The 20,916-nt window shown below is 61.9% G+C and carries 14 protein-coding genes; 9 read left to right on the forward strand and 5 right to left on the reverse strand.

The window, feature by feature from the left end; translation table 11 throughout:
- Positions 1 to 59 precede the first annotated feature (59 nt).
- Positions 60 to 710: a GNAT family N-acetyltransferase gene (locus BBG20_RS05630; RefSeq protein WP_065901053.1), complete on the reverse strand. Its 651-nt coding sequence runs from the start codon at positions 708 to 710 to the stop codon at positions 60 to 62.
- A 169-nt stretch (positions 711 to 879) separates the two neighbouring features.
- Between BBG20_RS05630 and xthA the strand changes: the two genes are divergently transcribed.
- Positions 880 to 1,692, forward strand: a complete 813-nt coding sequence (gene xthA / locus BBG20_RS05635; RefSeq protein ID WP_065901056.1) for an exodeoxyribonuclease III — start codon at positions 880 to 882, stop codon at positions 1,690 to 1,692.
- Positions 1,693 to 1,806: 114 nt separating this feature from the next.
- Entirely contained in the window at positions 1,807 to 3,138 is a 1,332-nt protein-coding gene (locus BBG20_RS05640) for a substrate-binding domain-containing protein (RefSeq protein ID WP_065901059.1), read from the forward strand.
- 192 nt (positions 3,139 to 3,330) lie between these two features.
- Here BBG20_RS05640 and BBG20_RS05645 read toward each other — a convergent pair whose 3' ends face one another.
- Complete coding sequence (locus BBG20_RS05645) at positions 3,331 to 4,560, reverse strand: acyl-CoA dehydrogenase (protein WP_029298342.1); 1,230 nt, start codon at positions 4,558 to 4,560, stop codon at positions 3,331 to 3,333.
- Positions 4,561 to 4,711: 151 nt separating this feature from the next.
- Here BBG20_RS05645 and BBG20_RS05650 point away from each other — a divergent pair, with 151 nt between their 5' ends.
- From BBG20_RS05650 to BBG20_RS05660, 3 genes are all read left to right on the forward strand, one after another.
- A complete protein-coding gene (locus tag BBG20_RS05650; protein WP_017136514.1) occupies positions 4,712 to 5,647 on the forward strand; it encodes a LysR family transcriptional regulator in 936 nt (311 codons plus the stop codon).
- A gap of 135 nt (positions 5,648 to 5,782) precedes the next feature.
- On the forward strand, positions 5,783 to 6,175 hold the full coding sequence (locus BBG20_RS05655; protein WP_065901061.1) for a MerR family transcriptional regulator: 393 nt from the start codon (positions 5,783 to 5,785) through the stop codon (positions 6,173 to 6,175).
- 16 nt (positions 6,176 to 6,191) lie between these two features.
- On the forward strand, positions 6,192 to 7,091 hold the full coding sequence (locus BBG20_RS05660) for a hydroxymethylglutaryl-CoA lyase (RefSeq protein WP_065901063.1): 900 nt from the start codon (positions 6,192 to 6,194) through the stop codon (positions 7,089 to 7,091).
- Positions 7,092 to 7,641: 550 nt separating this feature from the next.
- Here the strand turns inward: BBG20_RS05660 and BBG20_RS05665 are convergent.
- Together BBG20_RS05665 and BBG20_RS05670 are read right to left on the reverse strand one after the other, a co-directional pair.
- Positions 7,642 to 12,801: an NEL-type E3 ubiquitin ligase domain-containing protein gene (locus BBG20_RS05665; RefSeq protein ID WP_065901065.1), complete on the reverse strand. Its 5,160-nt coding sequence runs from the start codon at positions 12,799 to 12,801 to the stop codon at positions 7,642 to 7,644.
- A gap of 81 nt (positions 12,802 to 12,882) precedes the next feature.
- Positions 12,883 to 14,517, reverse strand: a complete 1,635-nt coding sequence (locus tag BBG20_RS05670) for an AMP-binding protein (RefSeq protein WP_065901067.1) — start codon at positions 14,515 to 14,517, stop codon at positions 12,883 to 12,885.
- A gap of 150 nt (positions 14,518 to 14,667) precedes the next feature.
- On the opposite strand from BBG20_RS05670, the gene BBG20_RS05675 reads away from it, so the two are divergent.
- Genes BBG20_RS05675 through BBG20_RS05690 form a run of 4 tightly spaced genes read left to right on the forward strand, consistent with a single transcriptional unit; the run spans position 14,668 to position 20,195 of the window.
- Positions 14,668 to 15,831 carry an isovaleryl-CoA dehydrogenase gene (locus BBG20_RS05675; RefSeq protein WP_065901070.1) on the forward strand — a complete coding sequence of 388 codons (1,164 nt, stop codon included), beginning with the start codon at positions 14,668 to 14,670 and terminating at the stop codon, positions 15,829 to 15,831.
- A 12-nt stretch (positions 15,832 to 15,843) separates the two neighbouring features.
- The gene (locus BBG20_RS05680) at positions 15,844 to 17,451 is read left to right on the forward strand and encodes a carboxyl transferase domain-containing protein (protein ID WP_065901073.1); all 1,608 of its coding nucleotides are present in this window, start codon (positions 15,844 to 15,846) and stop codon (positions 17,449 to 17,451) included.
- Between the two features lie 15 nt (positions 17,452 to 17,466).
- Positions 17,467 to 18,273, forward strand: coding sequence for a gamma-carboxygeranoyl-CoA hydratase (locus BBG20_RS05685; RefSeq protein WP_065901076.1), 807 nt, complete (start codon positions 17,467 to 17,469; stop codon positions 18,271 to 18,273).
- Positions 18,270 to 20,195 (forward strand): acetyl/propionyl/methylcrotonyl-CoA carboxylase subunit alpha, encoded by a 1,926-nt coding sequence (locus BBG20_RS05690; protein ID WP_065901081.1) that lies wholly within the window; start codon positions 18,270 to 18,272, stop codon positions 20,193 to 20,195. The genes BBG20_RS05685 and BBG20_RS05690 overlap by 4 nt, the downstream gene beginning before the upstream one ends.
- Here BBG20_RS05690 and BBG20_RS05695 read toward each other — a convergent pair.
- Positions 20,192 to 20,827 carry a LexA family protein gene (locus BBG20_RS05695; RefSeq protein ID WP_065901083.1) on the reverse strand — a complete coding sequence of 212 codons (636 nt, stop codon included), beginning with the start codon at positions 20,825 to 20,827 and terminating at the stop codon, positions 20,192 to 20,194. The genes BBG20_RS05690 and BBG20_RS05695 overlap by 4 nt on opposite strands.
- Between the last annotated feature and the right edge of the window lie 89 nt (positions 20,828 to 20,916).

Here is a 20,916-nt window from a genome sequence, read left to right on the forward strand (position 1 = left end):
CGGATGCTACACGAGCAAGGGAGACTCTTTGAACTCAGAATTGTCTGAATAATTCTGTCTTAAGCCGTTGCAGCATGTAACACCTGCGGATTGGGGTGGAAAAAAACGTGCTCAAGGACAGGTCCTATAGCGACTTCGCCGATTTCCTCGTAGCCCTGACGCTTGTAGAACTCCAGATAGCGAGAATTCCCCGTATCCAGCACCACACCGGACGAATGCGGGTCTTCGGCGCACCAATTGTGTACGGCTTCCAGCAGTTGCTCGCCGTAATGCTTGCCCTGGAATTGCGGATGAATGCCCAGCAGCGGCAGCACATGCACCGATTCGCTGGGCAGGCAGGCCAACACCGCCTGATGGTATTCGAGGTAGCGACGGGTGCCGCGCACACCGGTGCTCAACCACATGCGCAGCTGCCAGGCCCAGCTTTCGGTGATCCCCAGGCGCCGTTGCGGGGGGGCGATCAACGCGATGCCGATCAGGCGGTCGTTGATGAACAGGCCAATCGCCGGCAGTTTCTGGAAAAAGTGCTGCTTGACCAGCTCGCGCACGGTGGCACGGACCCGTTGTTCATAGCCTGGGCGCTCGGCCTCAAAGATGTAGGCGAACGTCGGCTCATGCCGATAGGCCTGGTACAGCAGGGAGCGGGCCTCGCGGGAATAGCCGCTGTTGAGCAGGCGAATATCGGCAATGGCAGTCGAGGTTTCAGGCATACAGTCAATCTCCCTGGGCACCACTCAAAAGGTGGCGTTCTTATGGGTACGAACCTACGCAGCATCAGTCGTTCCCAGACATTAGCAGTGCATCTGTCCTACCGCCACGCTGGCCCCCGTCCGACTTGTCCGCTAGCATCGCCCTTTTGCCAGGACTGGACTGCCGACCATGAAAATCGTCTCCTTCAATATCAACGGGCTGCGCGCCCGCCCTCATCAGCTGGCGGCGCTGATTGAAAAACACCAGCCCGACGTGATCGGCCTGCAGGAAACCAAGGTCCACGACGACCAGTTCCCCCTCGCCGAAGTGCAGGCCTTGGGCTATCACGTGTACTACCACGGGCAAAAAGGTCACTACGGCGTGGCGCTGCTGTCGCGCAAAGAAGCCTTGAGCGTGCACAAAGGCTTTGCCAGCGATGAAGAAGACGCCCAGCGCCGCTTTATCTGGGGCACCTTCGCCGACGAGAACGGCCAGCCGGTCACCATCATGAACGGCTATTTTCCCCAGGGCGAAAGCCGTGACCACCCCACCAAGTTCCCGGCCAAGCAGCGCTTCTACGCAGACTTGCAGCAACTGCTGGAAAGCCAGTTCAGCAATGACCAGGCACTGGTGGTGATGGGTGATGTGAATATTTCCCCGGAAGATTGCGACATCGGCATCGGCGCCGACAACGCCAAACGCTGGCTGAAAACCGGCAAGTGCAGCTTCCTGCCGGAAGAGCGCGAGTGGATGGCACGCCTGAAGAACTGGGGCCTGGTGGACAGCTTCCGCCACCTCAACCCGGACGTGGCCGACCGTTTCAGCTGGTTCGACTACCGCAGCCGCGGGTTTGAAGACGAGCCCAAGCGCGGGCTGCGCATCGACGTGATCCTCGCATCCAATGGCCTGGTGCCACGGGTCAAGGATGCCGGGGTGGATTACGAATTGCGCGGGCTGGAAAAACCGTCGGACCATGCGCCGATCTGGCTTGAACTGAGCTGACCACACGCTCCACTGTAGGAGCCGGCTTGCCGGCTCCTACAGGTGCTCGTCACATGAATGCAATCTTGCTGACTTAATCTCGCCGCACCCCCTTTGGCTTGAGAAGGTGCCGGCATGATGCTGCGCGTTCTGTTAGTGCTGACCCTTTTTCCTTTCTTCGCTGTCGCTGCTTCCCTCCCCGTTCCCGAGCAAGGCCCCGCCTTGCGCATCCAGGGCTCCAACACCATCGGTGCGGCGCTCGGCCCCGCGCTGGTCAAGGGCTTGATGGAACATCAAGGCTTACAGGGCGTGCACAGTGAGCCTGGCGATGGCGCCAATGAACAGCGGGTCATCGGCAAGACGCGCCAGGGCAAGACCGTGACCATCGAAGTCGCGGCCCACGGTTCCAGCACCGGATTTGCCGCACTGAAAAAAGCCGGCGCCGACCTTGCAGCGTCGTCGCGTCCGATCAAGGACAGCGAGCTGGTGGACCTCGAACCCCTGGGCGACCTGAAAGGCCCCGGCGCCGAGCAGGTGATCGCCATCGACGGCCTGGCCATCATCCTCAATCCGCAAAACCCACTGAACACGTTGAATACCGAACAACTGGCGCAGATCTTCAACGGCGAAGCCAGCACTTGGGAGGCTCTCGGTGGCATCGGCGGGCCCATTCACGTGTACGCGCGCGATGATCAATCCGGCACTTACGACACGTTCAAGGAACTGGTGCTGAATCGGCGCAGCAAGCCTCTCGTCGCATCAGCCAAGCGTTTCGAGTCCAGCGAAGCGCTGTCCGATGCGGTCAGCCAGGATCCCCAGGGCATCGGTTTCATCGGCCTGCCCTACGTGCGCCAGGCCAAGGCGGTGGCGATTGTCGACGGCGATTCGCAACCGATGCTGGCGCTCAATAGCCTGATCGCTACCGAGGATTACCCGCTGTCGCGCCGCTTGTTCTTTTACCTGCCACCGTCCGGGCGCAACCCCTGGGCCAAGGCGCTCGTGGACTTCACCCAGACCAGCAAGGGCCAGGCGATCGTCGCGGCCAACGGGTTTATCGCACAGCAGGTGCAGGCGATCGCGGTGCAGCCACGTCCATCGATGCCCGAGGATTATCAGGCCATCGCCCGTGAGGCCCAGCGGCTGACAGTGAATTTTCGTTTCGAGGAAGGCAGCGCAAGCCTCGACAACAAGGCGCGCCAGGATCTGCAGCGCGTGGTGACGTACCTGAAAAGCCATGAAAAGCTGGATAAACAAGTGACGCTGGTGGGTTTCGGCGACGCCAAGAACGACCCGCAGCGCGCCGCGCTGCTGTCGAAGTTGCGCGCGATGGCGGTGCGCCGTGAGCTGGTCAAGAGCGGCGTGGTACTACGCGATATCCGTGGGTTCGGCGCGCAGATGCCGGTGGCGGCGAATACGGCGGACGAGGGACGGATCAAGAATCGGCGGGTGGAGGTGTGGGTGTACTGAAAAGCGCCAAGCAAGCGCCCAGTAACCACCCTGTGGTGAGCGGGCTTGCCCCGCGTTGGGCTGCGCAGCAGGCCCGATCAAGAACGCCGCGGTCCTTCAGGTAAATAGGGTACTCAGGTTTCAGGGGGGCTTCGCCCCCCCAACGCGGGGCAAGCCCGCTCACCACAATGGAGCGCGTTTCGAGCGGCCTTTTTACTGCCCGCTGCGCATCAACTCTTTAGGCACATATTTGCCGATCTCGAACTTGCCGATCGCTGCACGGTGCACTTCGTCCGGGCCGTCGGCCAGGCGCAGGGTGCGTTGCATGGCGTACATGTAGGCCAGCGGGAAGTCGTTGGACACACCAGCGCCGCCGTGGATCTGGATCGCCCGGTCGATCACCTTCAAGGCGACGTTCGGGGCCACCACCTTGATCTGGGCGATTTCGCTTTTCGCCACTTTATTGCCCACGGTGTCCATCATGTAGGCGGCCTTCAAGGTCAGCAGGCGCGCCATGTCGATTTCCATGCGCGAGTCGGCGATCTTGTCGATATTGCCACCCAGGCGCGCCAACGGCTTGCCGAACGCGGTGCGGCTGACGGAGCGTTTGCACATCAGTTCCAGCGCGCGCTCGGCCATGCCGATTGAGCGCATGCAGTGGTGGATACGGCCCGGGCCAAGGCGCCCCTGGGCGATCTCGAAGCCACGGCCTTCACCGAGCAGCACGTTTTCATACGGCACACGCACGTTGTCAAACAGCACTTCGGCATGGCCGTGGGGGGCGTCGTCGTAACCGAACACCGGAAGTGGCCGGACGATTTTCACGCCGGGGGCGTCCACCGGCACCAGGATCATCGAGTGTTGCTGGTGGCGCGGCGCATCCGGGTTGCTCAGGCCCATGAAGATCAGAATCTTGCAGCGCGGGTCGCAGGCGCCGGAGGTCCACCACTTTTTACCGTTGATCACCCACTCGTCGCCCTGGCGCTCGGCGCGGGCGGCCATGTTGGTGGCGTCCGAAGAGGCCACATCCGGCTCGGTCATGGCGAATGCCGAGCGAATCTCGCCGCGCAGCAGCGGTTCGAGCCAGCGTTGCTTCTGTTCTTCATTGGCGTAGCGCACCAGCACTTCCATGTTGCCGGTGTCGGGGGCGGAGCAGTTGAACGGCTCCGGGCCCAGCAGCGAGCGGCCCATGATTTCGGCCAGCGGCGCGTATTCAAGGTTGGTCAGGCCGGCGCCCAGTTCGGATTCGGGCAGGAACAGGTTCCACAGGCCTTCGGCCTTAGCCTTGGCTTTCAGCTCTTCCATGATGGCGGTGGGCTGCCAGCGATCACCTTCGCTGACCTGGCGTTCGAACACCGGCTCGGCCGGGTAAACGTAAGCATCCATGAACGCAGTGACGCGTTCACGCAGTTCCTGAACCTTGGGCGAATAGGCGAAATCCATGAGCAGCTCCCTTCTCTGAGAGGTTGTTTAGGTCATGCAATCGATGCTAGAACAGCGCTGATAATTTACCTAGCCTATTCTCGGCGTGTATTAACATTCATCACCGATATATGATCGGCGTATGGACACCTAACAATAAGAGCGCAACGAAATGAATCTGAGCAAGGTCGACCTCAACCTGTTTATCGTCTTTGACGCGATCTACACCGAAGCCAACCTGACCCGCGCCGGGCAGATTGTCGGCATTACCCAGCCGGCGGTGTCCAACGCCCTGGCGCGTCTTCGGGAAACCTTCAACGACCCACTGTTCGTGCGCACCGCACAAGGCATGGTGCCTACGCCGATGGCGCAGAACATCATCGGCCCGGTGCGCAATGCGCTGTCGTTGCTGCGGGTGTCGGTGCAGGAGAGCCGCATCTTCAACCCGCAGCAGGCGGCCAAGACCTATCGCATCAGCATGACCGACCTCACCGAGGCGGTGATTCTGCCCCTGCTGTTCCAGCGCCTGCGCCGCCTGGCGCCGACCGTGGTGATCGAGAGCTTCCTGTCCAAACGCCGCGAGACCACCAAGGAACTGGCGGCCGGGCGCCTGGATTTTGCCGTGGATGCGCCGCTCAATACCGACCCGCAAGTGCGCCACGTCAAGCTGATGGAGGACCGCTACGTGTGTGCCATGCGCAAGGGCCACCCGATGGCGGGCAAGGACAAATTCACCCTGGATGACTACCTGTCGCTGACCCACATTCATATTTCCAGCCGCCGCAACGGCCTGGGCCACGTCGACCTGGCCCTGGGCAAGATGGGCATCCAGCGCAAGATTGCCCTGCGCTCCCAGCATTACCTGATGGCCTCGCAGGTGCTGCAGCAGACCGACATGGTCATGACCGTGCCGGAGCGTTTCGCCCGTCGCCATGAACTGCACTGGTTCAACCTGCCGGTCAACGATGTGCCGCCGGTGGAAACCCACCTGTACTGGCACGAAAGCACCGACCAGGACCCGGCCAATCGCTGGATGCGCGAGCAGATGATCGAGCTTTGCCAGCAGGTGACCGCGCATGAGAAGAAGCTCGATGGCAAGCAGGCTTGAGCCCGGGTGAGCGGACTTGCTGTGGCGAGCAGGCTTGCCCTGCGTCGGGCGGCGAAGCAGCCCCCTGAGCAATCCGCCTTGACGTAAACGTCAACCTGACATTAGCTTAGCGCCAAGACCTTCTTGAGCGCCCCCATGAGCATCACCTACAGCATCTCCGACCTCGCCCGCGAGCTCGACATCACGACCCGCGCCATTCGCTTCTATGAAGAACAAGGCCTGCTGGCCCCGGAACGCCGGGGCCAGGAGCGCATCTACTCGGCGCGTGACAAGGTCAGCCTGAAGCTGATCCTGCGCGGCAAGCGCATTGGCTTTTCCCTGGCCGAGTGTCGCGAGCTGATCGAACTCTACGACCCCACCAGCGGCAACCATATCCAGCTCAACAGCATGCTCGCGAAGATCGCCGAGCGCCGTGAGCAACTGGAGCAACAGTTGCTGGATATCGAACAGATGAAACTGGAACTGGACACCGCCGAAGAGCGCTGCACCCAGGCCCTCGCCCAGACCATGAACCAGGCCGGTCATTAACCAGAAGGTAGCTGCCATGCCCCTCCCCTCACACGTACGCCTGGTGGAAGTCGGCCCGCGCGACGGTTTGCAGAACGAAGCCCAGCCCATCAGCGTGTCCGACAAGGTTCACCTGGTGGATGCCCTCAGCGCGGCGGGCTTGAGCTATATCGAAGTCGGCAGCTTTGTCTCGCCCAAGTGGGTGCCGCAGATGGCCGGCTCTGCCGAGGTGTTCGCGCAGATCCAGCGCAAGCCCGGCGTGACCTACGGCGCACTGGCGCCGAACCTGCGCGGCTTTGAAGATGCGCTGGCGGCCGGGGTGAAGGAAGTCGCAGTGTTTGCCGCGGCGTCCGAGGCGTTTTCCCAGCGCAACATCAACTGTTCCATCAGTGAAAGCCTGGAGCGCTTTGCGCCGCTGATGGCCCAGGCCAGACAGCACGGCATCAGTGTGCGTGGCTATGTGTCCTGTGTGCTGGGCTGCCCGTACGAGGGCGAGATCGCGCCGGAGCAAGTGGCGGCGGTCGCGCGCGAACTGTATGCGATGGGCTGCTATGAAGTGTCCCTGGGCGACACCATCGGCACCGGCACGGCAGGCGCCACTCGCAGATTGTTCGACGTGGTGGGCGCGCAGGTACCACGCGACAAGTTGGCCGGCCACTTCCATGACACCTATGGCCAGGCCATCGCCAATATCTACGCCAGCCTGCTCGAAGGTATCTATGTGTTCGACAGCTCTATCGCGGGCCTCGGCGGCTGCCCCTACGCCAAGGGCGCCAGCGGTAACGTCGCCACCGAAGACGTGCTCTACCTGCTCAATGGCCTGGGCATCCACACCGGTATCGATCTGGACGCATTGATGCGCGCGGGCCAGCACATCAGCCAAGTGTTGGGCCGACCTACCGGCTCGCGGGTGTCCAAGGCACGTAACGCCAGTTGAGTAGCGCGGGCGTGACAATGTGTTACCGCACAGCTACACATCGAGTAACACGGGAACATATTTTGTCGCATTTGCCGTAGGCCGTTGCCCACACAAAATTTAAATCATTGATTTTAAAGGGCTTTGTAAAGTTGGCACGGCTTCTGCTATCTCTATGGCATAACAAGAATAAAAAGCGCCAAACCTAATAAAAATAAGACGAAACGACTCTGACATAACAAAAACAACACGGCAGAGACGCAGCTAACAGATTTTTTTGGAGAAGATGTGCTTCGCAGGGTACGGCGTGCCGCAACCCGCAACCGGTTAGAGAAAAATAAAACTACCTCAGGTAGCTACCCACTGGTTGGATCGATAACGAAGAAGCAGATCAGCGCTCAAAAAAATACGTTTGCTCTTGACCCCGAATGGGGGTCGCCAAAAACAGCGGTAAAGGGTAACGGTTGCCAAAAACAACAATAGACCGCCCCTCAATAATAAAAAAAGAGCACGCAACGACAAATTAAAGGGGACCCTCGGGTCCCCTTTGTGCTTTCTGCACGACCATCACTCAGGGCAATGTCCCCTCCTCGTCTGCGGCGTTATCAAGCACCTTGCGTGTCAAGATTTGCCGGGCACGTTGTTCCAGCGCCTGACGTGCGGCACTCACCTGCTTGAGCTCTCTCACGTAAAAAGCACTTTGCATCGAGCCCGATACCAGAATTTCATCCCGGCGTTTGCCCAACAGACCCGCCAGCCGGTCGGCCGCCGCGTCATAGCTTGCCTGCCACACGTCTTGCGTCGCCTGATCTGCTGCACTGTCTTGCTCGCGTTGCAGATCCGACAGTTCATCCAACGCAGTGCTTTTCTTCTCGAGCAGCGCCAGTTCTGGCGCTATCAATGCGTTGAACGCTTGCGAGTAATGGGTTTGAAGGTGCCTTTCCCAAAACGGGCAACCCACAAAAAACACCTCCTGCTTAGTGGCATCCCGCTCCTCCCTGAGCACGGTTGCATAAGCTTCATCAATCGCCGCGGCGCTGACATTGGCCTGGTGGGGGAACAACATCTCACGGGACTTGACCGGCAACCCCAGCCTGTCTGCAAGACCGATACGATAAGCCAGGATCACTTCGACCTGCTCAGTGAAGCCCGGCCCCCTGGCCACGACATCCCGCTGCGCAATGGCGTCCACCAGGTGTAGACGGAACAGTTTGCGGGCAGTGGATATCAGCGCGCCCTCCGCATTCTGCGTTTGCACCAACTCCAGCGCCCTGGCCGCCATCAGCTCGCTTTCCAGGTTCATGAATTCAACCGAACTGCCGTCGCCACAGGTGATGCGACCGTCGGCGATCGAGAATAACGACTGCCGGATACTCTCGGTTTCACTCGCAGCCTCAAGCATGTCCCAGACCCTCTGGGTAATTTCGGGTCGGGCAGTTTGACTGGCGTACTCGGCACTGCGGGTGGTGTCGGCCAAGACGGTAAAAAAATCTGTCGAACCAGTGCAGCCCGACAGCTCATCCCAGATCGCGCCGTACCGCGCCAACTCGGCGGGCGGGACTTCCTCCAACCAACGGTCGCGCGCTTCCTGCGAGGTGATGTGATCGCCCCATTCTTCGCCCATTTCAAGGCGCGCAAGGGTGGCCGCCGACAAGGGATTTTCGTGCACATTGATGCGCTCGCGGTGCTCATATGCGTATTCAGGCAACGTGGTGATCTGGTTCGAATGCAGATCGATCAAGGTCAGGGCAGGCAAACGCTCGGCGCCGACGGGGAACCGGGTGGTGCCGGTATACGGCAGGCGCAGCTCGTTCAACTGGCGCAAGCGGCTCAGATTGGCAGACCAACCCAAATGTCGATTGTATCCAAGGTTCAAACTCTTCAACTGCTGCAGGCTCTCCAGGCGCAATCGGCTCGGCCCGTTCAGCCGGATATCATTGCTGCGCAAGTTGAGTGCGGTCAGCCCTGCCCCGCCGTCTCTAAACACCGGCAGTTGGGTTAAATTATTTTCGCTCATGTCCAGCCAGCGCAAGCCACCAAACGCCTGCAAAAAAGGCAACGATTCGTCTGAAAGCCCCATTCCACATAACTTCAAATTGCCCACATGATCCATATTGGCGGTAATCGCAGGCAGTTCACCCACCGCTTCAGTGGACAAATCGAGGCCGGGGCCGATGAGTACTCCATCTACCAGCCATTGCTGGAACGCAATCCGCTGCCAGGCATATTTGATCGTCGTCGACACTCTGCGCCTGGCACTCGCATAGCCGGAGTCCTCCTCCTGCCAGTTGACCAGCACTTTATTCAGGTCGGAAAACTCGGTTTCCAGGTGCACCAGCCTCGCCAACAGCACGGCATCCGAGGCCCCTTGAAGCCCGAGCAGGCTCTCGACCTCCTCCAGGGGCTTGGAGTACAGCAACATGGCTTTCATCGTGCAATCAAACGGACGCTGTGCAACGCCGCCCACCGGACTCAACGGATAACCGATGCGCCCATCCGCCAGACGCATCGGGGATTTGAAGCCGGGCCTGATCGGTTGCAGGCCCAGCGCACGCCGGCTTGCCTGCTCGTCCAGCGGCAAGTGCGCCAGTTGCGCTTTCAAGGCCTTGGTGGACGATTGCAACGCTGGCCAGCGGGTGAACCGACCGCCGCTGGCAAGCCACAGCGCGCTGAAAAAGGCGTCCTTGTCATAGCGCCAATAGAGTCTTTGTTGCGGCACGCTGTATAACATCCACTCCTTCATGTCGCTGCGGATCAGACGAAGCTGCCTGGGGGCGGTCGTATCGCCGACCCGGTCCAGCACAGCCCCTTCATACGTATCGGCACGCAGCTCAATACACACCCCATCCAGCTTCCCCGGGATGGCGGCCAGCTTGTGCAGCGCCAGGTGTACGCCGTCCATTGTGAGCGCGTTGTCGAACAGAAGATCCGCCTGTGCGCGCATGACGCGCGCCTGCTGAGCGTAACGGCGTGCCTCTTCGGCCAACCGCAACGGCAAGCGTGATGTGGGTTCGATGCAGCGTGCCAATTCCTCGGGCCTGGCGTGGGCGACTATCTCTTCGGCAGCCAATTTAGGCAGGCTGGGAAAGCTGCGCTGGAGCCACTGGACATGGACATCACTGGAGATATCACCGGCTGACATTTCCAGATTGAACAGCTCAGCCCGGGTGTTTTTAGCCGCTGTCAGCAACCGATCCCGGTACCGTGCCGCCCTGACCGCAGGTGCGCGTTCTGCGCGCATCAGTTGCGCCATGCGTTCTTCGGTGAATGTCGGTTTACCGTCAACCGAACGCTCACCGGGCGTAATGATGCCCAGCATCACCTGCTCCGCGAGTATCTCGCGCTCGACCTCGTCCTCGTCCAACAACTCGCGTATTTCAGTTTCAGTCATTTGTTCGAGCATGGCGGGAAACAAGGCCCCACTGTCGAGATGTTTAGGCTGCAACTTGACCACCTCCCTTGGGTTTCTGACTTTGGCTGAAAGCCACGTCAGTTCGCCCTCGGAATCAAAGGCCAGCAGCACCCGCGATTTAGGCCACATGCCATTATCGATCAACAATTTCACTTGCATGTACCAGTTGACGCGGCTGAACACGTTGGGGTCGGAGCTGCTCAACCGGTCGATAAACGCCTGATGCCTGGCGTCGCACTCAAATCGCCGCAGCATGTCCCTGAAGAGCGGCGGCGGCGCCCGGTGCTCGACGAACACCTGGCGCAACTCGTCATCCGACACCCCGCTGAATAGCCGCGCCTGCTCGAGCTGGCTATCGCTCAGGTGATCGACCGTATGGCCAATGCGCCGCAGCAAGGTCTTGCGGTCCCACGTCAGGGGTTGTTCGAACTCATGGACCCAGGCGCCCGTGCCGTTATGGTGGATGCGCGGTGCATAACGTGAATCGCCATCGGGATGCAGAAGCCTGGATTGCCCCTCCGAGCCGGTGACGACCTGGTAGTGGCCACCGTCAGTTGCCGGCAGATAGAGGCTTCCCTCATGGGCATATAGCCCCTGCGCGTTTGGCCGCAGCCCTTTGGGCAAGGCGATCCGGTGCAGGTATTGGCTCGGATTGACACTGTGCAAACGCGTGCGCCCGCCGAGTTCCACCCGCACCAGGCGCTTGATAAATGCCGTGTCTTTGGCTGCCATCAGCACATGGGGCACCGCCAGCCCGGCCAGATCCAGACCCACCGCCGAAAAGTGCGCCCAGGCCGTGCGGGTGTCGCCGTCGGACCACGCTTCAACGCCTTCGCCTATCTCATAGACCATCTGCACGGCCGCGACGACCAGCATGGCCTCCCCCAGGAAGGGCACCACGAAGGACGCCAGATTGAGAATATCCAGCGCCGTGCTGCCCCACGACCAGAGCCAGGCGTTATACGCCCGATCGGTCACCGATTGGGTGGAGGCCACGGCGGCACTGGCGTTGTCCATGATCAGCCGGATACGCTGCATCGCGCAGTCCATCCAGACATCCCGCCATGAGGCGGCATACGTCCCCTGGTCGGTGATGCGACTTTTATTGGCGGCGGAAAAATCTTCATCCACGGCATGCGCCGCGCCGGGGTCGAGCAAGGCCTTGAGCCGGGTAAAAAAACCGTCCTGATGGGCGAGCGGCACAAACTGGCTGAAGAATTTGCGGTATTCAGCCCCGCACAGACGTGTCGTCAAATGGTCGGTAAAGGCTGCTATGTGGTCATAGCGCTTGAGTGGATGAAGCGGATCGCCAGGGATATACACCATGCAGGGCAGCGGCAGGAGTTGGGCATTCCTTGTGTTTTCCCGCCACTCCACCGGCCCGATGACCAGGATGTTCTCGATATAAAGATTGCACAGCCGCAACGGCGAAAACTTGACCGTCTTTTCTGACCATTTACCGGTGGACTGATTAACGAGCAGGCTGCAGATCAACTGGTGTTGCGCAGGCTGGATATCGCCCTTCATCACCGCGATTTCTGCCGCCAGTTCCAATTGGTTTCGATGACTGATGATCAGGCTGCTATATAACTTGCCCGCCGGCTGATTCTGGGTTGCCGGCGCACTATGGCGGTTGATGGTGGCTCGCAGGTATTCGTAGTAGGAACGCCCCAGATCCAAGTCCCTGCACAGTTGGGCGAACGCGTGGGCCTTGATGTCGAGCTTGAGCGACTTGACATTGGCTGAGGTGTGCACCAGCGCGCTTGAATACCGGTGAAAATCGTACCCGGTGATCAAGTGACAGTCCGCGCACACCGGCTCATTCGCCTGGTCCGGGGCAAAGTTGTTCAGCGCCGCTTCCAACAGGCTGACACCTTTATAAGAATAAAACTGCGGGCCCAATTCGCTGACGCGTGTGGTCGAGACCTCAGTGAGCTGTGCGTCGCAGCTGGTTTGCTCCAGTTTGCGCGCATAGAACACCTTCCTGGGGTCCAGCCGTTTCCCGAACTTTTGTTCGATCGCGGCCGCCAAAAGGGGCTCGGCATACTCTGCCGGTGGCTTCAGCTCACCGAGCAGCTGATCCAGTTGGTTCAACGACGCCCGGCTGCGCTTGTGCACCTTGCCCAGGCGGTCCCTGTCAGCCTGCGGGGCCTTTTTGTACCAGTCGGGAATACGCAGGTCCAATGACGCCAGTTCAGTTTTGCGGCTGCCCTGCGCCTCGGTGTACCAGTCGGGAGTATTGTCCTTGATGACACTCAGGTGCGGACTTTGCAGGTCCGACACCCTGTCGGCGGGTGGGTCAGTGATGCTGCCTGTCATGCGTGTAGCCTTCGAGTGGCGAAATATTGCGCCACTCTAGGCAACACGCGCGCGCGGGACGCGGTAGGCATGCACCCCGCATCAGCGGCGGATGTTCAGCTCCTCGATGCTGATCTCGCGCATGCGAAATTTCTGGATCTTGCCGGTCACCGTCATCGGAAACTCATCCACGAACTTGAAGTGCCGGGGCGTCTTGAAGTGTGCGATGCGCCCTTTGCACCAGGTCTGCAGTTCCAGCGCATTGGCCACATGCCCCGGATGGAACTTGACCCAGGCGACGATCTCCTCGCCGTAACGCGCATCCGGAATACCGATGATCTGCACATCGGCCACCGCCGGATGGGTGAAGAAGAACTCCTCCAGCTCGCGCGGATAGACGTTTTCCCCTCCGCGAATGATCATGTCCTTGTTGCGCCCGGCAATGCTCACATAGCCGTGTTCGTCCATGCTCGCCAGGTCGCCGGTGTGCATCCAGCCGGCCTCGTCGATAGCCTCGCGGGTGGCGTCGGGGTTGTTCCAATAACCGAGCATCACGCTGTAGCCCCGGGTGCACAACTCGCCGATCTCCCCGCGTGCAACCGTATTGCCATCGGTATCGATGATCTTGCTTTCCAGCTGCGGCTGGGTGCGGCCGACGGTGGTCACGCGGCGCTCCAGGTCATCCTCCGCGCCAGTCTGCAGCGACACCGGGCTGGTTTCGGTCATGCCGTAGGCAATCTGCACCTCGCCCATGTGCAGCTCGCTGATGACCCGGCGCATCACCTCGATGGGGCACGTGGCGCCGGCCATGATGCCGGTGCGCAAGGTCGCCAGGTCGAACTCGCCGCGGCGTGGGTCATCGAGCATCGCGATGAACATCGTCGGTACGCCATATAGACCGGTGGCGCGCTCTTCAGCGACGGCGCTCAAGGTCAGCAACGGGTCGAAGCCGTCATTGGGGTAGATCATGGTGGTGCCGTGGGTGATGCAACCGAGGTTGCCCATGACCATGCCGAAGCAGTGATACAGCGGCACCGGGATGACCAGGCGATCTTGCGCGGTCAGGCCCAGGCTTTCGCCGACCATGTAGCCGTTATTGAGAATGTTGTGGTGACTGAGGGTGGCCCCCTTGGGGAAGCCCGTGGTGCCGGAGGTGTACTGGATGTTGACGGCTTGATCGAAGTGCAGGCTGGCCTGGCGAGTACGCAAGTGTTCGGGCGGGATGCCGGCGCCGAGTGCCGCCAACTGCGCCCAGGGCAGGAATCCCGGCGGCGGGCTGGGGTCGAGGCTGATAAGCCCGCGCAGGTCGGGCTTCAATTCCTGCAACATGGCATGGTAATCGGAGGTCTTGAACGACCCGGCACACACCAGCCACTGGCAGCCGGACTGCTTGAGCACGTACTCCAGCTCACTGCTGCGATAGGCCGGGTTGATATTCACCAGGATCACCCCGAGCTTGGCGCTGGCGATCTGGCTGATGCACCACTCGGCGCAGTTGGGGGCCCAGATGCCCAGGCGATCACCGGTCTGCATGCCCAGGGCGAGGAACGCACGCGCATGCAGATCCACCGCCTCGGCCAGTTGCCGCCAGGTGTAGCGGCACTGCTGGTGGCGGACAATCAACGCTTCGCCATCGGGGTATTGCGCGACGGTGTGATCGAAGGCCTGGCCAATGGTCATGGCCAGCAAGGCCTTGTCCTGCGTGCCACGGCTGTAGCTCTGGTTCGGTTGATCCATAACGACCCCTGTTGTCTTTTTTGTAGGTTGACGTAAACGTAAACTACGATTGACAGCGCCTTAACGCAAGCTTACGTTAACGTAAAGGTGAGCGCCCTTCCCTGGTGCGCCATCCACACAACAACAAAGCTCACATTAAGGTGCCTGTCCATGAGTTACCCGTCCCTGAACTTCGCCCTCGGTGAAACCATCGACATGCTGCGCGACCAGGTGCAGTCCTTCGTGGCCAAGGAAATCGCCCCGCGCGCGGCACAGATCGACATCGACAACCTGTTCCCCGCCGACCTGTGGCGCAAGTTCGGTGACATGGGCCTGCTCGGCATCACCGTGCCGGAAGAATACGGCGGCGCCGGCCTGGGTTACCTGGCCCACGTGGTCGCCATGGAGGAGATCAGCCGCGGCTCGGCGTCGGTGGCGTTGTCCTACGGCGCTCACTCCAACCTGTGTGTGAACCAGATCAACCGCAACGGCAATCACGCGCAGAAGCTCAAGTACCTGCCAAAGCTGATCAGTGGCGAACACGTCGGTGCGCTGGCCATGAGCGAACCGAACGCCGGCTCCGACGTGGTCTCGATGAAACTGCGCGCCGACAAACGCGGCGACCGCTACGTGCTCAACGGCAGCAAGACCTGGATCACCAACGGCCCCGATGCCAGCACGTATGTGATCTACGCCAAGACCGACCTGGAAAAAGGCCCCCACGGCATCACCGCATTTATCGTCGAGCGCGACTGGAAAGGTTTCAGCCGCAGCACCAAGTTCGACAAGCTGGGCATGCGCGGCTCCAACACCTGCGAGCTGTTTTTCGATGACGTGGAAGTGCCCGAGGAGAACATTCTCGGCGTGCTCAATGGCGGCGTGAAAGTGCTGATGAGCGGCCTCGACTACGAACGCGTGGTGCTTTCCGGCGGCCCCACCGGGATCATGCAGGCGTGCATGGACCTGATCGTGCCGTACATCCACGACCGCAAGCAGTTCGGCCAGAGCATCGGCGAATTCCAGCTGATCCAGGGCAAGGTCGCCGACATGTACACCCAACTCAACGCCAGCCGCGCCTACCTCTACGCGGTGGCCCAGGCTTGCGAGCGCGGCGAAACCACGCGCAAGGACGCCGCCGGGGTGATCCTCTACAGCGCCGAACGCGCCACGCAAATGGCCCTCGACGCGATCCAGATCCTGGGCGGCAACGGCTATATCAACGAATTCCCCGCCGGGCGCCTGCTGCGTGACGCCAAGCTGTATGAAATCGGCGCCGGCACCAGCGAGATTCGGCGGATGCTGATCGGTCGCGAACTCTTCAACGAAACCCGCTGAAGGAGCGCACTCATGGCCACCCTGCACACCCAGCTCAACCCGCGCTCGGCGGAATTCGTCGCCAACAGCGCGGCAATGCGCCAACAGGTCGACGCCCTGCACACCCTGCTCGCCCATGTGCAGCAAGGTGGCGGCGCCAAGGCCCAGGAACGCCACACCTCGCGCGGCAAGCTGCTGCCGCGCGAGCGTATCAATCGCCTGCTCGACCCGGGCTCGCCGTTCCTTGAGCTCAGCCAACTGGCCGCCCATCAGGTGTACGGCGAGGACGTGCCTGCCGCCGGGGTGATCGCCGGGATCGGCCGCGTCGAAGGTGTCGAGTGCATGATCGTCGCCAACGACGCGACGGTGAAAGGGGGTTCCTACTACCCGCTCACGGTGAAAAAACACCTGCGCGCCCAGACTATCGCCGAGCAGAACCGCCTGCCGTGCATCTACCTGGTCGACTCCGGCGGCGCCAACCTGCCGCGCCAGGACGAGGTATTCCCGGACCGCGAGCACTTCGGACGGATCTTCTTCAACCAGGCCAACATGAGCGCCCAGGGCATCCCGCAGATCGCCGTGGTAATGGGCTCGTGCACCGCCGGCGGCGCCTATGTGCCAGCGATGGCCGACGAAGCGATCATGGTGCGCAACCAGGCGACCATCTTCCTCGCCGGGCCGCCACTGGTGAAGGCCGCAACCGGTGAAGTAGTCAGCGCCGAAGACCTCGGCGGTGCCGACGTGCATTGCAAGGTTTCCGGCGTGGCCGACCACTATGCCGACAACGACGAACACGCGCTGGCCCTGGCCCGGCGCAGCGTGGCCAACCTCAACTGGCGCAAGCAGGGTCAGGTAAGCCAACGCCCGCCCGTGGCGCCGCTGTACAGCAGCGAAGAGCTCTACGGGGTGATCCCGGCCGATGCCAAGCAGCCATTCGATGTGCGCGAAGTGATCGCGCGGCTGGTCGACGGTTCGGTGTTCGATGAATTCAAGGCGCTGTTTGGCACCACGCTGGTGTGCGGCTTCGCGCACTTGCACGGCTACCCGATTGCGATCCTCGCCAACAACGGGATTCTCTTCGCCGAAGCCGCACAAAAAGGCGCGCACTTCATCGAACTGGCCTGCCAGCGCGGGATTCCGTTGCTGTTCCTGCAGAACATCACCGGCTTCATGGTCGGGCAAAAATACGAGGCCGGCGGCATCGCCAAGCATGGCGCCAAGCTGGTCACCGCGGTGGCCTGCGCCAAGGTGCCGAAGTTCACCGTGATCATCGGTGGCAGTTTCGGTGCCGGCAACTACGGCATGTGCGGCCGCGCCTATGACCCGCGTTTCCTGTGGATGTGGCCCAACGCGCGCATCGGTGTGATGGGCGCCGAACAGGCGGCAGGCGTGCTGGTGCAGGTCAAGCGCGAGCAGGCCGAGCGGGCCGGCCATGGGTTCAGCGCCGAAGAAGAGGCCGCGATCAAGCAGCCGATCCTCGATCAGTATGAAACCCAGGGCCATCCCTACTATTCCAGTGCGCGCCTGTGGGACGACGGGGTCATCGACCCGCTGCAGACCCGCGACGTGCTGGCCCTGGCCCTGTCCGCCGCACTGAACGCCCCGATCGAGCCGAGCCGCTTCGGCGTGTTCCGCATGTAAATGGAGCTATACCCCATGAGCGACTTCAACACCCTCGAACTGATCACCGACAGCCGTGGATTTGCCACGCTGTGGCTCAGTCGTGAAGCCAAGAACAACGCGTTCAATGCCGAGATGATCCGCGAGTTGATCATCGCCCTCGACCAGGTCCAGGCAGATGCATCCCTGCGTTTCCTGGTCCTGCGCGGGCGCGGCAAGCACTTCAGCGCCGGCGCCGACCTGGCCTGGATGCAGCAGTCGGCCGAGCTGGATTACCACACCAACCTGGACGACGCCCGCGAGCTGGCGGAATTGATGTACAACCTGGCGAAGCTGAAAATCCCCACCCTGGCAGTCGTGCAAGGCGCGGCCTATGGCGGCGCGCTGGGCTTGATCAGTTGCTGCGACATGGCCATCGGCGCCGACGACGCGCAGTTCTGCCTGTCCGAAGTGCGCATCGGCCTGGCCCCGGCAGTGATCAGCCCGTTTGTGGTCCAGGCCATTGGCGAGCGTGCTGCGCGCCGCTATGCCCTGACTGCCGAACGTTTTGGCGGCCAGCGTGCGCGGGAAATCGGCCTGTTGGCGGAAAGCTATCCCCTCGGCGAACTCGACGGGCAAGTGGAACAGTGGATCGCCAACCTGCTGCAGAACAGCCCGGCGGCGATGCGCGCCAGCAAGGACCTGCTGCGCGAGGTCGGCAACGGTGCACTGACCCCGGCCCTGCGCCGCTATTGCGAAAATGCCATTGCGCGTATCCGTGTCAGCGCCGAAGGCCAGGAAGGCTTGCGTGCCTTCCTGCAAAAACGTCAGCCAGGCTGGCAGGCACAGGAGCCGCGTTCATGAGCACATTGACCACCGTGCTGGTGGCCAACCGTGGCGAAATTGCCTGCCGGGTGATGCGCACCGCCAAGGCCATGGGCCTGACCACAGTCGCCGTGCACAGCGCCATCGACCGCGATGCGCGGCACAGCCGCGAAGCCGATATACGTGTCGACCTGGGTGGCAGCAAGGCCACCGAGAGCTACCTGCAGATCGACAAACTGATCGCCGCCGCCCAGGCCAGCGGCGCCCAGGCGATCCATCCGGGCTACGGCTTCCTGTCGGAAAATGCCGGCTTTGCCCGTGCGATCGAAGCCGCTGGCCTGATCTTCCTCGGCCCGCCCGCCTCGGCCATCGACGCCATGGGCAGCAAGTCGGCGGCCAAGGCCCTGATGGAAACAGCCGGTGTGCCGTTGGTGCCCGGTTATCACGGCGAAGCCCAGGACCTCGACACCTTTCGCGCCGCCTGCGAACGCATTGGCTATCCCGTGCTGCTCAAGGCCACCGCCGGCGGTGGCGGCAAGGGCATGAAGGTGGTCGAGGACGTCAGCCAATTGGCCGAAGCCCTGGCGTCTGCCCAGCGTGAGGCGCTGTCGTCGTTCGGCAACGCGCAGATGCTGGTAGAGAAATACCTGCTCAAGCCGCGCCATGTGGAAATCCAGGTGTTTGCCGACCAGCATGGGCATTGCCTGTACCTCAATGAACGCGATTGCTCGATCCAGCGGCGCCACCAGAAAGTCGTCGAAGAAGCGCCGGCACCCGGCCTGAGCATTGAACAACGCCGGGCGATGGGTGAGGCGGCGGTGCGCGCGGCCCAGGCCATCGGCTATGTCGGCGCGGGCACCGTGGAGTTCTTGCTGGATGCGCGTGGCGACTTCTTCTTCATGGAGATGAACACGCGACTGCAGGTGGAGCATCCAGTCACGGAAGCGATTACCGGCCTGGACCTGGTGGCCTGGCAGATTCGTGTGGCCCAGGGCGAGGCGCTGCCGATCACGCAGGAACAAGTGCCGCTGATCGGCCATGCGATTGAAGTGCGCCTGTATGCCGAGGATCCGGTGAATGATTTCCTGCCCGCCACCGGGCACCTGGCGCTGTACCGCGAATCGGCCCCTGGCCCGGGCCGCCGAGTGGACAGCGGCGTCGAACAGGGCGACAACGTCTCGCCGTTCTATGACCCGATGCTCGGCAAGTTGATTGCCTGGGGGGAGAACCGTGAACAGGCGCGGCTGCGCCTGTCGAGCATGCTCGATGAGTTTGCCGTCGGCGGGCTGAAGACCAACCTGAGCTTCCTGCGGCGCATTATCGGCCATCCGGCATTTGCCGCCGCCGAGCTGGATACCGGGTTCATTGCGCGCTATCAGGAGGAGTTGCTGCCGGTGCCCGGCGCCTTGAGCGACGCGTTCTGGCAGGCTGCAGGTGCGGCTTTCATGCACAGCCTGCCGGCGGCTGACGGGCCTTGGGCGGACAACCGTGGCCTGCGCCTCGGCTTGCCGGCCGAGGTGTCGCTGCACTTGAGCTGCAATGGGCAGGATCGGCTGGTCGCGCTGGCGGCAGATGCCGCGCAGTTGCACGGCGAGCAGTTGCTGACCGAGCACCAGGGCGTGCGTCGCGCGCATCTCGCAGTTCGCAGCGGAGACACTGTGTTCCTGCGCTGGGACGGTGAGGTGCACGGCGTGAGCCTGTTCGATCCGATCGCTGCGGTCGACGCCAACCAGTCGCATCAGGGCGGCCTGACGGCGCCGATGAATGGCAGCATCGTGCGCGTGCTGGTGGATGTTGGCCAAACGGTGGAGGCCGGCACGCAGTTGGTGGTGCTGGAAGCCATGAAGATGGAGCACAGCATCCGTGCGCCCCAGGCCGGGGTGGTCAAGGCACTGTTCTGCCAGGAAGGCGAAATGGTTGCCGAGGGCGCGGCGTTGGTGGAACTCGACGCGGCGGGCTAGAACTTCGCCGTGGCCTGCACGACGACGCCCAGGATGCGACACGCGTCGGTGAGCAACTGTTTCGGGTAGGTGGGGTTGAGCGGCACCAGGTAACGCTGGCCGCTCTCCTCGAGCATCTGGCGGAAGGTCGCCTGGGGATGGCCGGCCCATTGGGCAACCACCAGTTTGCCCGGTTCGGCCGCCAACGCCGGGTCGACCAGGATCATTGACCCGGCGCCGATGCTGAGACCGCTGGGCGCGGTCATGGCGTCGCCGCTGACCGGCAGCCAGAAGGCCTCGCCACGGGCGTGGTAATCGGTCAGCTCGAAGCGGGCGGCGCCATAGGCCGGGCGCTCTTCGCGCAGTTCGCACAGGCCTTTCCAGTCGCTGACCGGGTAGCGGAAATACGGGTTGTAGCGGGTCGGTGCTGCCCGGTCCCCGGAGGTCTTTTCGCGGATCTGCAGCACCACTTCCAGATACTCCAGCCCAAGCTCTTCGAGCACCCGGTTCATGTCCGCCAGGCTCGGTACCCGGCGCTTGTTGAGCCAATGCCCGATCCCGCCCTGGGACATGCCCAAGCGCTCGGCGAGTTCGACCTGCGTGACCTTGCGGTCTTCCATGTTGGCCTTGACCAACGCTATCCAGTTATCCATGGCGCCAGACGATACGTCACGGATTTTCCAGGGCAATAAACAGTTTGTAGTAATCCATAAAACGACATGAATACGATACGTACTATCAT

Source organism: Pseudomonas aylmerensis, assembly GCF_001702265.1.
In the GTDB taxonomy this organism is placed as follows: domain Bacteria; phylum Pseudomonadota; class Gammaproteobacteria; order Pseudomonadales; family Pseudomonadaceae; genus Aquipseudomonas; species Aquipseudomonas aylmerensis.

Excerpts from the sequence above, each read along its gene's own strand:
- BBG20_RS05630 (WP_065901053.1), bottom strand. The coding sequence starts at position 710 with ATGCCTGAAACCTCGACTGCCATTGCCGATATTCGCCTGCTCAACAGC.
- xthA (WP_065901056.1), top strand. The coding sequence starts at position 880 with ATGAAAATCGTCTCCTTCAATATCAACGGGCTGCGCGCCCGCCCTCAT.
- BBG20_RS05640 (WP_065901059.1), top strand. The coding sequence starts at position 1,807 with ATGATGCTGCGCGTTCTGTTAGTGCTGACCCTTTTTCCTTTCTTCGCT.
- BBG20_RS05645 (WP_029298342.1), bottom strand. The coding sequence starts at position 4,560 with ATGGATTTCGCCTATTCGCCCAAGGTTCAGGAACTGCGTGAACGCGTC.
- BBG20_RS05650 (WP_017136514.1), top strand. The coding sequence starts at position 4,712 with ATGAATCTGAGCAAGGTCGACCTCAACCTGTTTATCGTCTTTGACGCG.
- BBG20_RS05655 (WP_065901061.1), top strand. The coding sequence starts at position 5,783 with ATGAGCATCACCTACAGCATCTCCGACCTCGCCCGCGAGCTCGACATC.
- BBG20_RS05660 (WP_065901063.1), top strand. The coding sequence starts at position 6,192 with ATGCCCCTCCCCTCACACGTACGCCTGGTGGAAGTCGGCCCGCGCGAC.
- BBG20_RS05665 (WP_065901065.1), bottom strand. The coding sequence starts at position 12,801 with ATGACAGGCAGCATCACTGACCCACCCGCCGACAGGGTGTCGGACCTG.
- BBG20_RS05670 (WP_065901067.1), bottom strand. The coding sequence starts at position 14,517 with ATGGATCAACCGAACCAGAGCTACAGCCGTGGCACGCAGGACAAGGCC.
- BBG20_RS05675 (WP_065901070.1), top strand. The coding sequence starts at position 14,668 with ATGAGTTACCCGTCCCTGAACTTCGCCCTCGGTGAAACCATCGACATG.
- BBG20_RS05680 (WP_065901073.1), top strand. The coding sequence starts at position 15,844 with ATGGCCACCCTGCACACCCAGCTCAACCCGCGCTCGGCGGAATTCGTC.
- BBG20_RS05685 (WP_065901076.1), top strand. The coding sequence starts at position 17,467 with ATGAGCGACTTCAACACCCTCGAACTGATCACCGACAGCCGTGGATTT.
- BBG20_RS05690 (WP_065901081.1), top strand. The coding sequence starts at position 18,270 with ATGAGCACATTGACCACCGTGCTGGTGGCCAACCGTGGCGAAATTGCC.
- BBG20_RS05695 (WP_065901083.1), bottom strand. The coding sequence starts at position 20,827 with ATGGATAACTGGATAGCGTTGGTCAAGGCCAACATGGAAGACCGCAAG.